This window comes from Agrobacterium sp. 6Ca8 (assembly GCF_055382765.1).
In genome coordinates this window covers 762,588-777,345 of record NZ_AP026434.1, presented here as the reverse complement: position 1 = coordinate 777,345, position 14,758 = coordinate 762,588, and the positions used below count along the sequence as shown (strand labels likewise).

The window sequence follows — 14,758 nt, the reverse complement described above, 5'->3', positions numbered from 1 at the left end:
GGCTATCTGCGGCTGAGCGAACGCTGCACCAGCATGGCGATGATGATGATCGCGCCCTGAATGGCACCGATCAGATATTCGCTGACGAAGTTCGACAGGATCATGATGTTGCCCACGATTTCCAGAATGAAGGCGCCGCAAATCGTACCCCAGATGCGGCCCACACCACCCCGTAGCGCCGTGCCACCGACGACGACAGCAGTGATGGCCTGCAACTCCCACAACATGCCTGTAGTGGCCGAGGTGGAGGCAAGACGCGGCACGTAAAGCAGGACGGCAACGGCGACGCAAAGCCCCTGAACCACATAGGCAATCGTGCGGACGCGAACGACCGAGATACCGGAGTAACGCGCCACATCCTCGCTGGAACCTACCGCCGTCAGATGCCTGCCGTAACGAGTACGGTAAAGCACGAAAGCGGCGATGGCGGCAGTGACGAAGATGACGATGACCGGCACCGGCACACCGATCACATTCCCGAAATAGACCGGGCGATAAAGCGTCTGGATTTCCGGGTTGCGCAGCGTGATCGCGCCACCCTGCGACAGCCAGGTGGTCAGCCCACGATAAATGCCCATGGTGCCAAGCGTGGCGATGAAGGGCTCGATGCGGCCGATGGTGGTGATGAGGCCGTTTGCAAGCCCGCAAGCGGCGCCGATGGCGATGGCCAGCGCCATGGCGGCCAGTAGCATCACCAGCGGATTGGCAATAACGCCACTGTTCATGAACAGGATCATCAGGCTGGCAACGAAAGCCACCATCGCGCCGACGGAGAGATCAAGTCCGCCGGATGTGATGACATAGGTGGCGCCGAGCGCAATGATGGCGATGAAGGCGCTGCGGGTAACCACGTTCAGCAGATTGTCGATACCGATGAAATTCGGATTGGCGACGGCGCCGAGAACCAGCAGCAAAGCCAGCGCCACAAAGGGCGCAACGGCGCGCAGGTCCCAGTCTTTCGAGGTCTTCGGCGTTTTGCCGTTATCAAGTGCGGCCTCAGTCATAGTTCCCCTCAATTGTCTTTTCTTCAGGCCAATCTGCCGGGACATCAGCCCTCAGGCAAATTCCTGCGTGTGCACGCCAGTCGCGAGTGCCACGATATCGTTTTCGGTCATGCGTTCCCCCGTCACCTCGCCGACGATCCTGCCGGAGCGCATTACAAGGACGCGGTCGCAGATGCCGATCAGTTCCGGCATCTCCGAGGACACGACGATGATCGACCTGCCCTCGTCTGCGAGCTTTGCTATGAAACGGTAGATCTGTTCCTTGGTGCCGATATCGATGCCGCGTGTTGGCTCGTCGATGATGACGATCGATGGATCGAGCAGCATCATCTTGGCGAGCAGCAGCTTTTGCTGGTTACCGCCGGACAGCTGGCCCGCGAGCAAGTCCTTACTTCCCGTGCGAATATCGAAATCACGCACCGCATCATCGAGCGCTGCCTTCTCTCGACGGATATCGATCTGGAACAGGCGGCTGAATTTCCTCAGCGAGGCGAGTGTGAGATTGACCCGCAAATCCTTCGTCAGCAGCAATCCCTTGCCCTTCCGATCCTCGCTCAGATAAACGATACCGGCCTTCAGACTGTCTTCCGCCTTTGCAAAATGCACAGGCTTTCCGAGATGGCGGATCGTCCCCCGCCCTGGACGCAGGCCAAGCACGCCCTCCATAAGCTCCGTTCTGCCCGCGCCGACGAGACCAGCAAAACCGAGGATTTCGCCCTTTCGCAGGCTGAAACCGGCATCCTGCGCATAGCCGGGAACGGTGAAATGCTCCACCTGCAAGACAGGCTCGTGCTCGCCGCCGGCGTTCCTGTCCGGATAGAGCTTGGCGACATCGCGTCCCACCATCAACCGCGCCATATCGGCGGGCTCAAGCGCCGATATCGGGTGGGAGCCGACCAACCTGCCATCGCGCAGAACGGTCACACGGTCGGCAATCTCCTTCACCTCCGGCAGGCGGTGCGAAATATAGAGCACGGCCACGCCCTTTGCCCTTATGTCCCTGATAACGTTCAACAGCGCATCGGTTTCAATGGGCGTGAGGCTTGCGGTCGGCTCGTCGAAAATGACGACGCGATGCGGCACGAGCAGAACGCGGGCTATCTGCACCAGCTGGCGCTGGGCAATCGACAGGCTGCCGACGACGGCATCGGGATCGATCGTACCGCCGAGATCGGCGATAGCCCTCAGGGCGCCGGCACGCATGGCGCGGTCGTCCATCATCGGGCCTTTGCACAATTCGCGGCCCAGATAGATGTTCTGAGCCACCGTCAGATCCGGGGCCAGCAATATTTCCTGATGCACGAGAACGATGCCGCGATGTTCGGCGTCGACAGGTCCGCTCAACGTAACTGCCTCGCCATCGATCCTGATTTCCCCACTCGAAGGCTTCTCATTGCCCGCAAGCAGTTTCATCAACGTCGATTTACCAGCGCCGTTCTCGCCAATGATGGCGTGAACTTCACCGGCGCGCACGGCAATCTCTATATCCTTCAGAACCTGGACGGGACCGAAAGACTTGGACAACCCGACAGTCCGTATAAGGACCTGATCTGGAGATTCCTCAGCAAAAGCCATGTGTCGTCACCGGTACACGGTGCGAATGAACGGATCTTGCCCCTCGATTTTACTTGAAATCATCATGCACGAACTCCTCCCAAAGCTCTTGGGAAGAAGCTAACGTCCGTTTTGAGGTACGTAAAGCAAATTTCGCTGGTCTTTTAGAATACACTCAAATTTGACCAGGACGACGGCGCCTAAAGGCCAAAAAACAGGCCGCCATGGTCCCGCAGAGCGTTGGAAATTCTCAGTGAGGCAAGGCACCCACGGGATGCCTGTGGCTAGAGAAGGCGCTTCAGGGAGCTGGCTTCCGGTTGCGGGGAGGCCTTCGTTGTATCGCTGTTGTCGGCAGACCTGTTGCGCATCGCGGCGTAATAGGCGTTTTTCTGCTCGTACATATGCATGTCTGCACGGCGCACCAGCGATTCCATCGTCTCGCCGGCCTCGCTGGTTGCCACGCCCAGCGAAAGACTAAGCGGCGCATTGGAGTAGAACTGGTTGTTGATCTTCAGCAGTTCGTAAATGGTATCCACCATCGCCGCGGCGATCTGCTTGTCTGCGCCGGGCAAAAGGATGGCGAATTCATCACCGCCAATGCGCGCCGCATGGTTTGGCGCAGTAACGACACCGTTCAGGACTTCGCCAAGGCGCCGCAACAGCGCGTCGCCTGCGTCGTGCCCTAGCTTGTCATTGGCGTCCTTGAGGCCATTGAGATCGATGACGATGGCCGAAACGGGCCGGATCGTGCTGCGTTCCAGCCTGTTCATTTCGTCCGAATAGAAGGCGCGATTGTGCAGCTTGGTCAGCACATCGTGCTTGCCGAGATATTCGAGATAGGCTTCCGCCTTTTTCCGCGCCGTAATATCAGTCAGCGCCACCTGCACCAGTGACCAGTCGCGTTCGTGGCCCGGAAAAACGGAGAAATGCAGCAGCACGTGCCGCTCTGAACCATCCAGCGCGTAGTTCACCACTTCGCGATGATGGTTAAGATTGCCGTTCCACAGCTCCATCAGCTGTTCGCGGAAGGGCTTTTCCATTTCACCCCGGAAAATATCGCCAAGCCGCTGCAACAGAACCTGGCGGTCCGGCGCACAAAACAGGTCAAGTGTTGCCCGGTTGACGTCGATCACGCGGATTTCGCTCATGCATTGGCGCACGAATTCGGGATGCACATCCATGAACACCCGGAAGTCGATGATGCCGCGTTCCCTGACCTCCTCGATCAGACGCCGAACCCGGCTGAAATCCTCCACCCACAGGGAAACGGGCGAATGTTGGAACATGCCTTCAGCATAACGGCGGTTGAAAAGCTCCTTGCGGCGAGCCTCCTCACGTTCCGTCACATCCTCTGTGGTCAGCAGCAACCGCCCGAGTGTCTGTTCGTAGCCGGGTATGACCGCACCGCGCAGCTGGATATCCAGCCGCTTTCCGCCAATCGAGTAATTGACGGCGTTGCTGATGAATTCGGTTTTTCCAGCCCAAAGCTCGGAAAGCTCGTTCACATGGCTTTCAAGCATGTCATCACGGAAAATCCGGTGCAGATTGTCGATCAGATGCTCCTTGTCCCGCGCTTCGAACAGTTCAAGTGTCTTGGCATTAACCTGAACGACGCGGATTTTTTGCGAGCACGCCGCCACCCGCGACAGATCTTCCAGCAAAAACGCCCGGATATCCTCGACGCCCTGCGCCCGCCAGATATCGAACTGGCTTTTCACCTCGCTGAAATCCTCGATCCACATCGCCACAGGGGCAAGATTGAAGATATTGGTATCGATCGTTTCAATCATACGGGCAGTCTTCTTCAGGATAATAAGGGCGGATGCCGAATGCCGAAATCGTGCGAGACAGCGATGACTGACCGCATATCTGGATTTATTAGGGATATTCGATCCAACGCAAGCCTTTATCGCGCAAGCCAACGGATTGCGCGATAAATCTCGGTTTCGCCAAGATTCCGCCCGTTACCAGAGCTTCACGTGGCGGTTCACATCCTTGTAGAGCAGGTAGCGGAAACGGCCCGGCCCGCCTGCATAACAAGCCTGCGGGCAAAAAGCGCGCAGCCACATGAAATCACCCGCCTGCACTTCCACCCAATCCTCGTTAAGCCGGTAAACCGCCTTTCCTTCCAGCACGTAAAGACCGTGCTCCATGACATGGGTTTCCATGAAAGGAATGGTAGCGCCCGGCTCCAGGCTGACGATGTTGAGGTGCATGTCGTAACGCACGTCGTCGGGATCGATAAACCGGGTGGTCGCCCATTTGCCGTCCGTATCGGGCATCGCCGACAGAGCGTGTTCATCTTCATGCGTGAAGATCGCCGGCGGCGGCTCCAGCCCGTCCACCGCCTGAAACGCCTTGCGGACCCAGTGGAACTTGACCGGTGCCGTGCCGGAATTGCGCAGCTGCCAGCGCGAGCCGGCGGGCAGGAAGGCGAAGGAGCCGGTCCGCAATGCATGCTGCACGCCCTCAAACTCCACGGTCATTTCACCATCAACGACAAAGATCGCCGCCTGCGCCCTTGCGTCTGGCTCCGGCCGCTCGCTGCCGCCGCCGGGCTGCACTTCAACGATATATTGCGCAAAAGTCTCGGCAAAACCGGTCATCGGCCGGGCGATGATCCAGGCCCGGGTCCCTGTCCAGTGCGGGAGCACGCTCGTCACGATATCGGACATGACGGTTTTGGGGATGACCGCATAGGCAGTCTTGAAAACAGCCTTGCTCGACAGCAGTTCCGTCTGCCCCGGCAGACCGCCCATATCCGAATAATATTTCTTCATTTCAGCCATTCCATTCTGCAACGCATTTCGCGCGAATTCTTAGGCCTGTAGCGACGTTTAATCAAATAATTATTGGCGTGCACAGGGCTTGCCGCCCGCATGGTAAAATGCGGGCGGCCTATTTCGCGCGGACATGCGAAACGAGGTTGGACTCAGGCCTTTTTGCGCATCGTGGCATAGACGATATTGTGGTTTTCGCCGAAAAATACCTCCGCCTCGATACTTGCGGGATCGGCGCTGGCGTTGACGATCCGCCACATATCCGCCTTCGAACGCAACAGCAGCGCCCAGTTCATGAAGGTCTCCATGTAGCCATCGACCACAATGTCTTCGGAGAAGTTGGCGAAGAGGAACATTCCGCCGGGCTTCAGCATCTTTATGCAGCGCCGCGTAAGCTTGATCGCCACCTTGTCATTCAGGTAATCGTAAAGACCGGCGGCATATACCAGATCGAATTTGCCGAGCTCGTGCGAACGCAGGACGATGTCACGCACCGAACCGTCAATCGCCTCGATGCAGCTGCCGTTGAAATCGCGGGCAACGGAACCGACACTCAGGGGATCTTGATCAAGCGCCACCCAGCGCCGGATCTTGCCCTCTTTCAAGGCCACGGATGAATCCGCCTCGCGCAGATGTCCCGATGCAATGGTGAGGATTTCCGTTTCGCTTCCATGCCGGGCCGCAGCCTCGTCAACAAACCGGGTCAGCAAATCCCGCCGCTCGCGGACAGCGACCGAGGAACTGGCGTCCTTCGTATAATCGTAGAGAGCCGCGCCAAGCGGCGTTGCGTTCTTCACCTTATCGGCAACGCTGTCGTGACCGTAGATGAAGTCGAGAAGCTGCGCATCGCCCGAATAGCCCCGCGGCTTTTCGAACGACCAGCGCGTGAAGGGATCTTCCAGAAAATAGTCCGACACGGAGTGATTCTGCACCAGAGGAATCAGTTCAGCCCACACGCTTGAGTGGAGCTTTTCGCGCAGGCCATGCAGTGCGCCAGCCGTTCGATGTATTATCTCATGTGCTGAAACACCATTTTCGAACTGCTGTTGTGCCAATTCGAGAATGATCGCGATCTCTGCTTTCGCAACTGCGAAATGCTCGTCGAACGCTTCCGTTTTCCGTGCAAAAATCTCTTTTGCGACAGTATCAGGAGTGATCAGACTTGCCCCGTCCAGATTTCTTTTCTTTACCTGCCTCACTTCAGCCTCCAGTATTAACACATTGTTAACTATACGTTTCTGGGAGACGGAAGGCCACTCGCTTTCGATTTTTGAGCAGTGTAGGGATACATTAGTTTATTAGCGTATTTTTTTGGTCACACTCGTGGACCGGAGGAGAAAGCGGATACGCGATTTAGTGAAACTTAATGTTGCGAGCGTATGATGCGCTCTTGCTTTTCATGTTTCCGCCCGCATGGAGAGAAATCGGCAGGAAATCGCGCTTAGCGTGAAAGTACACGCAAAGGTCGAATAAGCAGTTACTTGATAAAGTATACGCAACACTATGGGAAAGTGCATGAAGCACACGTTAGGCGAGGTGAGTGGACAGCAAGAATATCGGCGGCCGGACGCCCGGTTTTCTGATGAACTTCTTGCCCTTTACCAGCAGGAAGGTGAGCGTAGCCGCCGGGGTTCGATCAGGCGGGGCCTGTGGACGGCTGTTTTCATCTATCTGCTATTTGCCATTACCGACATCATTCTGGTGCCCGACGTCGCCTTTTACACCATAATCGCAAGAGTTATCGTCGTCCTGACGTCCCTGCTGACGCTCGAAATTCAGTTGCGCATGGGCGCGAGCACCGCCGCACTTGACCTCACCTGCGCCACTGCGCTCGTCATGGGCTATATTGGCTGGCTTGTGCCCTCGCTCTTGACCGACAATCTCGAAAACATGTCCTATTACATGGTTTTCGGGGCGATCTTCATGATGGGCGCCAATCTGTTTTTCACCTTCCGCTTCCATCTTTCGCTCGTGTCATCGGGCATCATTCTCGTCACCTACTTTCTGGCGGCGACGCAGTTTCCCGAAGATGCGTTCTACAAGCTCGCTTTCGGCACCTTCTATATCTCCTGCTTCGTCTTCACCTCTTACGTGAACTGGAACCTGAACCGGGAACGCTACCACGTCTTTCTCAACGCACTGGAAGCCAAGGCCCAGCAGAAAGCGGCGGACGAGCGCGGGCAGGCGCTGTTGCGGCTTTCAAATACCGATTCCCTGACAGGCCTGCAGAACCGCCGCGCCATCGACCAGCATCTGCGCCTGTTGTGGGACAATTGGAGCAAGAAGGGGGAAGGTTTCGCCGTCTTTCTGATCGACGTGGATTTCTTCAAGAAATACAATGATCGCTACGGCCACCAGGAAGGCGACAAGTGCCTCGTGACAGTGGGCAACGCCCTGCAGGACGCGATCATCGACCATGGCGCCTCCATCGGCCGTTATGGCGGTGAGGAGTTCATCGTACTCGCTCCGTTCAAGTCCAGACAGCAGGTGGGTGAGCTTGCCGAAACCATCCGCCACACCGTCGAAGACCTGTCGCTTTCGCACGATCAGCGCCGGGACGGAACCTTCATCGTCACCGTCAGCATTGGCGCGTCTTTCACCCGTCACAATCCGGATGGCAAGCTCGAAAAGATCATCAACGAGGCCGACCGGGCGCTTTATATTGCCAAGGCCAATGGCCGCAATTGCATGAAGCTGTTCGATCCGGACGATCCGCAGACCAGCGACGAAACCGAAAATATCGCCGCACTTCTGAAAATCGCTGTCGCGGAAAACCTCGTTTCTCTCGTTTATCAGCCGATCCTCAACATATCGACCAACGAGACGGCGGGAGCCGAAGCGTTGATGCGGCTTCGCCTGCTCGACGGTGGCTCCGTTTCGCCCGGCACCTTTATCCCGATTGCCGAACGCACCGGCACGATAATGGAGCTCGGTCTCTGGACCATAAAGACCGCCTGCCGGCAGATACTGGCCGATGACAAGGTATCGGTGGTCAGCGTCAACGTATCGCCGATGCAGCTGAAGAACCCTGGTTTTGCCACTTCGGTCGCAGCGATCCTCGTTGAGGCGGGGATTGCCGGCGGCAGGCTGGCCTTCGAGATCACCGAGGGTCTGGATATGGAGATGCATTCGGATGTATTACGCTGTCTGAACGATCTGAAGACGCTCGGCATCAATATATGGCTGGATGATTTCGGAACCGGGTTTGCGGGCCTTTCCTGGCTGCGGATGACGGATTTCGATACCGTAAAGATTGACCGCTCCTTCCTGCATGACAGCAAGACACCCCGCGGCCGGGCGATGTTGCAGGACATGATCCGTCTCATCCGCAATCGCGGCCACAAGATCCTGATCGAAGGCGTGGAGACGGAAGAGCAGCTGAGGCTCGTGCGCCAGCTCGAGATCGATTATGCGCAGGGTTATTATATCGGACGCCCGGTCGTCGCCGAAAGGCTGAACGTGGCGACTACCCCCTACCCGCAGCCCAAAATGCTACAGCGCCCCGCCTGACGATGCGATGGCGGCGGCAAGCCACCGTCGCCGACAGGCCCCGTCTTAGTGATATGCGGGCGGAATGATCGAGAATTTTGCTGCAAGTTCCGAAAACGCAGCACGCGTGACGGGATCGACAGGTGCGCCCTCCCTCTCCCGCTTTGCCGCTACCGCCCATTCACGATCGCCCGGCGCCATGACCTTGCAGTCCTCCCGCGCTGGCGATCCCCGCAGTACCTCGAGATAGCGTTTCATGCCCTCGTCGAACACTTCGCGTTCAAGAAAGGCTTCCGGCTTCAACGCCAGGACGAAGGCCCCAAGCCCGCGCGGCTTGGAAAAATCTGGCCCCGACATTGGGGCGATATCGAAACTGAGCTTCATGCCGCTGAGAACGGCGCTAAAGATTTCCACCATTCCCGCAAGCGCCGCTCCCTTGAAACCGAAGGCACCGCCCAGCGGAGCCAGCATTTCAACGGCATTGGGGTTCTGCGTGTCGATACCGTCGCCATCAGACGCAACTCCTTCCGGCAATTGCTGTTCCAAGCTGCGGTAAAGCAGAACCCGGTTATAGGGCACGGCGCTGGTGGCCATGTCCAGAAGCCAGGGCATGTCATCGGCTGCCGGCACGCCGACTGCAATGGGGTTGGTGCCGTGGAAACGCATCGCGCCGTCATGCAGGCGCACGAAACTGTCGGAGTTGCAAAAGGCAATGCCGATATACCCCTGCCGCGCCGCCTCCAGCACGTAAGCGCCGGCCGGGCCGAAATGCGAGGAATTCCTGATCGCAACGGCGCCGATGCCGAATTTCCCAGCAAGCGCCATGGCGCTGTCCATGGCCGCATAGGTAGCGCGGGCGCCATGGGCATGGTCGGCATCGATCGTCTCCACCGCGCCGAAACCGGACACGCGGCTGATCTGCGGCCGCGGATTGAGACGCCCGCCTTCAAGTCCTGCGATGTAGTGAGCAAGAAGCCGAACGCCGTGGCTGTCTACGCCCAGCCGTGTGCCATGCATCATGGCGCGGGTCGCCGCATCGGCGGTTTCATCATCGGTGCCGACAGCCAGGAAAACGGAACGGCAAAACCGCTCCAGTTCATCCAGCCTTGCGAGGACGGTGACATTTTCATTGCTGTGCGACATCAGGGGAACCTCCCGATTCCAGAATCCATGCCGCACAAGCTAGTCACGGGGCGCGTTTTTGCAATCGAATATCGCGCCCCGAATGGATCAATCAGTCGTCGCCGCCAATCGCCTCGTAGGTGTCGCGCTCACCGGCGATGATGGCGCGCTTGCCGACATGGTTGGCGGGACCGACAATGCCTTCCTGCTCCATACGCTCGACCAGGGAGGCGGCACGATTGTATCCGATCGACAGGCGGCGCTGGATATAGGAGGTGGAGCATTTCTTGTCGCGCATCACCACCTTAACGGCAATTTCATAGAGATCGTCGCTATCGTCGTCGCTCATCGATGTCTTGTCGAAGACCGCCGTTTCCTCTTCCGCCTCGTCGTCAGCCTCGTCGGCGTCTTCCGTAACGGTGCCGAGATATTCAGGCCGACCTTGGGTCTTCAGATGCGCCACGACCTTTTCCACTTCCTCGTCCGACACGAACGGACCGTGGACACGGGAGATGCGGCCGCCACCCATCATGTGCAGCATGTCGCCCTGGCCGAGCAGATGTTCGGCACCCTGTTCGCCAAGGATGGTGCGGCTGTCGATCTTTGAGGTCACCTGGAAGGAAATGCGGGTGGGGAAGTTGGCCTTGATCGTGCCGGTGATGACATCGACCGAGGGGCGTTGGGTGGCCATGATGAGATGGATACCGGCAGCGCGCGCCATCTGCGCAAGACGCTGGATCGCGCCTTCGATCTCCTTGCCTGCGACCATCATCAGGTCGGCCATCTCGTCGACGATGACGACGATATAGGGCATGGCGGTGAGGTCCATTTCGTCCTGCTCGTAGACAGCTTCGCCGGTTGCGCGGTCGAAGCCGGTCTGCACGTTGCAGAACACCGTCTCCCCTTTGGCGCGGGCGGCAGCGGCTCTTGCGTTGTAACCGTCGATATTGCGCACACCGAGACGCGACATCTTGCGATAGCGGTCTTCCATTTCGCGTACGGCCCATTTCAGTGCCATGACCGCCTTCTTCGGATCGGTGACGACCGGGGTCAGAAGATGCGGAATGCCGTCATAGACCGAAAGCTCGAGCATCTTGGGATCGACCATGATCAGCCGGCATTCCTCCGGCTTCAACCGGTAGAGCAGCGACAGGATCATGGTGTTGATGGCGACCGACTTGCCCGAACCGGTGGTACCGGCAACGAGCAGATGCGGCATCTTCGCAAGTTCGGCGATGACAGGTTCGCCGCCAATGGTCTTGCCAAGGCAAAGGGCTAGCTTCTGGCGGGTCTCGCTGTAATCGGTCGCTTCGATAAGCTCGCGCAGATAGACCGTCTCGCGCACCGGATTGGGAAGCTCGATACCGATGACATTGCGGCCGGGCACGACGGCGACACGCGCCGAGAGTGCCGACATCGAGCGGGCGATATCGTCCGACAGGCCGATAACGCGCGAGGACTTCACGCCGGGGGCGGGCTCGAATTCGTAAAGCGTCACAACAGGGCCGGGGCGCACATCGATGATCTCACCCTTGATGCCGAAATCCTCCAGCACGCTTTCCAGCAGGCCGGCGCTTTGCTCGAGCGCCTCTGGCGTCATGGTCGTGGTCTGCTGGACCCGGGCCTGCTGCAGAAGATCGATGGAGGGGTATTCATATTCGCCGTCTGCAAAGACCGGCGCTTCCCGGAACATAGGCTGCGAGGCCTGGATGGGCGCGCGGGGCGTGAAACGCGGCTCGGCAACGACTCTTTCCGCCAGCTGAACCTGCTCAACAGGCCTCTGCGGCTCAGCAACTGCGACCGTCTCCACGACCGGCTGCGGAGCGACCTCTGGTTCAACGACCTGAGTTGGGGCTGGAATTGCAGGATGATGCACGCCGATTTCGCGGTAAAGCCTGATCGCTGAACCACCCGGAATCCTGATGACGGGCGGTACGGCCGAAAGCCGGATTGCCGGTGCGACCGGAGATGCGGATGCCAGCGTCGGGGCAATCGCATGCGCCGTCAGCAACGGGTTTGCGAGAACGGTGCGCGCAGATGCGGGAAGGCCTTCGCCGGCGTCATCCGGCAGATCGAGCGTCATCACTTCCCAGAAAAGCTCATCCGGCAGATGGGCGGCAAAGGCGGGAATGGATGCCTGCGGCAATGCAAGCTGTTCAACAGATGCAACCGACGCGGCGGGCAGCGGCTGAACAGGTGAATCGGTTCCCGGTACCGGCGCTTCGAAGACGGCGGCTGCGTCAACCGGCTGAGGCGGCATCAGCGCTGCTGCAGCGGCTTCTTCCGCCTGTTTGCGCGCAAGCTCCAGTCGCAATTTGTAGGTCAGCGCCCTTGCGCCCCGCGCATCCGGCGGCTGCGGCAGAAACGGCATGCGTGGCGGTTGAATGCGCGGCTCAGGCGACTTTACGACCGTCGCAATTGCAGGCTCCTGTACAGTAGCCTCCGGCTGCACGACCATCTCAGGCTCGGCAGTTTCAGACAGGATGTCGGCGGGTGCCTCCTCTTCCGCAAGATGCGGCGTCTCGACCGGCATGCGCCGGCTAAAGGCGCTTTCCGGCGTGCGGGTGAAACGCACATTCGGGCCAAGCACGAAAGCATTCTGCCAGCCCGGCATTTCAGCGCGGCCTTCGATGGCGTCGGCAGCACTGACATCGGCATTCGGCCGGGGCACAACACCCGCCTTCATTGCCGCGGCCTGCTCCTGACCGGCAACGGCCTTGCCGCCGGGATGACGAGCCTTATCGCTCCCCTCTCCTACGCTATTGGACGAATTCTGGAATCTGGATCGGGAGAAGCTCATGGCAGCGTGCACACTCATCATAAACGTACATATTTCGGTCTCCCTGAAATAGAAAATAAAGGTTAATTACCCCTTTCCAAACCGGGTCACGCAAGCAGAATTTCGCTTTAGCCACAGGTGAGACGTGACATGAACCAGCAAGGAATCGGCACTCCAAGCCTATATATTTATTGCGTTAAATCAGTTTTTCATCGCCGTTTTACGGCAACGGGCACGGCTTAAGAAAAGGGGAGTGGCGCCTTGAAGCATATTGTTTCCGCAAGCGGTCGCGCAACGTAAAATCATTGCTGTAAAGCCCGTGAATTAACGTGGACACTGCTGCGGTTGCAGTCTTAAGATCGGGCAGGCCGCGGACCAGCGGAAAGGCCCGCCCGCCCTCATTCCGGAGTGAACCTCATGTCGCCTGTCCACCTGTCCCGCCGCTCGCTTCTCAAGACCTCGCTCCTTCTTGCCGCAACCACCGGACTTGCGGGCATTGCCGCCGCGCAGCAGTCAAAGCCCGGTGGGCGGTTGATCGTTGCGGCCGATTCGGAGCCGAAGAACCTCAACCCGGCCATCGTTGCCTCCAACGGCGTGTTCTATATCTCGAGCAAGATCGTTGAGCCGCTGGCGGAAGCCTCCTTCAATGGCAGGGACGGGCTGGAACCAAGGCTTGCGACGGAATGGCATGGATCGGAGGACGGTTTGAGTGCCACGTTCAAGCTGCGCGAAGGCGTGACCTGGCATGACGGCAAACCCTTCACCTCCGCAGATGTGGCCTTTTCCGCACTTTCGGTTTGGAAGCCGCTGCAAAACCTTGGGCGGCTGGTCTTTGCCAATCTTGAAAAAGTGGATACGCCTGATGACCACACGGCCATTTTCCGCTTCTCCAAGCCGACACCCTTCCAGCTCATCCGCAACGCTTTGCCGGTTGTCACCAGCGTCGTGCCGAAACACCTTTATGAAGGCAGCGATATCGCCACCAATCCGGCCAATACGAAACCAGTCGGCACCGGACCTTTCGTTTTTGCGGAAAATAAGCCCGGCGAATATTACCGCCTGACCCGCAATCCCAATTACTGGGGCAAGAACCAGCCGCAACTCGATGAGATCATCTATCGCGTTCTGCCCGACCGGGCGGGCGCCGCTTCTGCGCTTGAAGCCGAAGAAATCCACCTCGCGGCCTTTTCCGCCGTGCCGCTTGCCGATCTTGCCCGCATCGCGAAGGAGCCGGGCATCAAGGTCATCCCGGAGGGTTACGAAGCCCTCACCTATCAGCTCGTCGTGGAAATCAACCACCGCCGCAAGGAGCTGGCCGACCTCAAGGTCAGGAAGGCGATCGCCCACGCCATCGACAAGAAATTCGTCATCGACAAGGTCTTCCTCGGTTACGCCACTGCATCGACCGGCCCCGTACCGAAAAATGCACCCCAGTTTTACACGGGAGACGTCGAGACATACGATTTCGACGTCGCCAAGGCGAACGCCCTGCTGGACGAGGCGGGGTATGCACGCGGAGCGAACGGAACGCGGTTTTCACTGAAGCTTCTGCCTGCGCCCTACTTCAATGAAACCAAGCAATTCGGTTCCTATCTTCGCCAGGCGCTACAGGAAATCGGCATCGATGCCGAGCTGGTCAACAATGATGCCGCCGCGCACCAGAAGGCCGTCTATACCGACCATGCCTTCGATCTCGCCATCGCGCCCCCGGTCTTCCGTGGCGATCCGGCGATCTCCACCACCATTCTCGTTCGCTCCGGCATTCCAGCCGGCGTCGGCTTCTCCAATCAGGGCGGCTATGAGAACAAGGCGCTCGATGCACTGATCGACAAGGCGGCGGAAACCGTGGATACGGCAGCCCGCACGGTACTCTACAAGGATTTCCAGAAGCAGGTCGCCGCCGATCTGCCGCTGATCAATGTCGCAGAATGGGGTTTCATCACGGTTGCGCGCGATACTGTCAAACACGTCGCCAGCAATCCACGCTGGGCCGTTTCCAACTGGGCGGATACGGTGGTCGGCACCTGAGG

At 58.6% G+C, this 14,758-nt stretch carries 9 protein-coding genes; 2 read left to right on the top strand and 7 right to left on the bottom strand.

Features of this window, described 5'->3' with window-relative positions; genetic code table 11:
* Positions 1–2: 2 nt before the first annotated feature.
* The 5 genes from ACZ5A6_RS17715 to ACZ5A6_RS17695 all read right to left on the bottom strand — a co-directional run bounded on the left by ACZ5A6_RS17715 (position 3) and on the right by ACZ5A6_RS17695 (position 6,537).
* Positions 3–1,004: an ABC transporter permease gene (locus tag ACZ5A6_RS17715; RefSeq protein WP_025595778.1), complete on the bottom strand. Its 1,002-nt coding sequence runs from the start codon at positions 1,002–1,004 to the stop codon at positions 3–5.
* A 51-nt stretch (positions 1,005–1,055) separates the two neighbouring features.
* The gene (locus tag ACZ5A6_RS17710; RefSeq protein ID WP_003510667.1) at positions 1,056–2,579 is read right to left on the bottom strand and encodes a sugar ABC transporter ATP-binding protein; all 1,524 of its coding nucleotides are present in this window, start codon (positions 2,577–2,579) and stop codon (positions 1,056–1,058) included.
* Between the two features lie 263 nt (positions 2,580–2,842).
* Positions 2,843–4,348 (bottom strand): sensor domain-containing diguanylate cyclase, encoded by a 1,506-nt coding sequence (locus ACZ5A6_RS17705; RefSeq protein WP_464111206.1) that lies wholly within the window; start codon positions 4,346–4,348, stop codon positions 2,843–2,845.
* 174 nt (positions 4,349–4,522) lie between these two features.
* On the bottom strand, positions 4,523–5,347 hold the full coding sequence (locus tag ACZ5A6_RS17700; RefSeq protein WP_065659479.1) for a bifunctional allantoicase/(S)-ureidoglycine aminohydrolase: 825 nt from the start codon (positions 5,345–5,347) through the stop codon (positions 4,523–4,525).
* Positions 5,348–5,490: 143 nt separating this feature from the next.
* Positions 5,491–6,537 (bottom strand): class I SAM-dependent methyltransferase, encoded by a 1,047-nt coding sequence (locus ACZ5A6_RS17695; protein WP_464111205.1) that lies wholly within the window; start codon positions 6,535–6,537, stop codon positions 5,491–5,493.
* Between the two features lie 316 nt (positions 6,538–6,853).
* On the opposite strand from ACZ5A6_RS17695, the gene ACZ5A6_RS17690 reads away from it, so the two are divergent.
* Positions 6,854–8,848 (top strand): putative bifunctional diguanylate cyclase/phosphodiesterase, encoded by a 1,995-nt coding sequence (locus ACZ5A6_RS17690; protein WP_174060490.1) that lies wholly within the window; start codon positions 6,854–6,856, stop codon positions 8,846–8,848.
* A gap of 45 nt (positions 8,849–8,893) precedes the next feature.
* Here ACZ5A6_RS17690 and ACZ5A6_RS17685 read toward each other — a convergent pair whose 3' ends face one another.
* On the bottom strand, positions 8,894–9,970 hold the full coding sequence (locus ACZ5A6_RS17685) for an Ldh family oxidoreductase (protein WP_003510674.1): 1,077 nt from the start codon (positions 9,968–9,970) through the stop codon (positions 8,894–8,896).
* 91 nt (positions 9,971–10,061) lie between these two features.
* Positions 10,062–12,770 (bottom strand): DNA translocase FtsK, encoded by a 2,709-nt coding sequence (locus ACZ5A6_RS17680; protein WP_464111204.1) that lies wholly within the window; start codon positions 12,768–12,770, stop codon positions 10,062–10,064.
* 375 nt (positions 12,771–13,145) lie between these two features.
* On the opposite strand from ACZ5A6_RS17680, the gene ACZ5A6_RS17675 reads away from it, so the two are divergent.
* Positions 13,146–14,756 (top strand): ABC transporter substrate-binding protein, encoded by a 1,611-nt coding sequence (locus ACZ5A6_RS17675; protein ID WP_464111203.1) that lies wholly within the window; start codon positions 13,146–13,148, stop codon positions 14,754–14,756.
* Positions 14,757–14,758: the final 2 nt, after the last annotated feature.

Bases quoted from the DNA above. Each gene is read 5' to 3' on its own strand.
- ACZ5A6_RS17715 (WP_025595778.1), bottom strand. From the start codon at position 1,004: ATGACTGAGGCCGCACTTGATAACGGCAAAACGCCGAAGACCTCGAAA.
- ACZ5A6_RS17710 (WP_003510667.1), bottom strand. From the start codon at position 2,579: ATGGCTTTTGCTGAGGAATCTCCAGATCAGGTCCTTATACGGACTGTC.
- ACZ5A6_RS17705 (WP_464111206.1), bottom strand. From the start codon at position 4,348: ATGATTGAAACGATCGATACCAATATCTTCAATCTTGCCCCTGTGGCG.
- ACZ5A6_RS17700 (WP_065659479.1), bottom strand. From the start codon at position 5,347: ATGGCTGAAATGAAGAAATATTATTCGGATATGGGCGGTCTGCCGGGG.
- ACZ5A6_RS17690 (WP_174060490.1), top strand. From the start codon at position 6,854: ATGAAGCACACGTTAGGCGAGGTGAGTGGACAGCAAGAATATCGGCGG.
- ACZ5A6_RS17685 (WP_003510674.1), bottom strand. From the start codon at position 9,970: ATGTCGCACAGCAATGAAAATGTCACCGTCCTCGCAAGGCTGGATGAA.
- ACZ5A6_RS17680 (WP_464111204.1), bottom strand. From the start codon at position 12,770: ATGATGAGTGTGCACGCTGCCATGAGCTTCTCCCGATCCAGATTCCAG.
- ACZ5A6_RS17675 (WP_464111203.1), top strand. From the start codon at position 13,146: ATGTCGCCTGTCCACCTGTCCCGCCGCTCGCTTCTCAAGACCTCGCTC.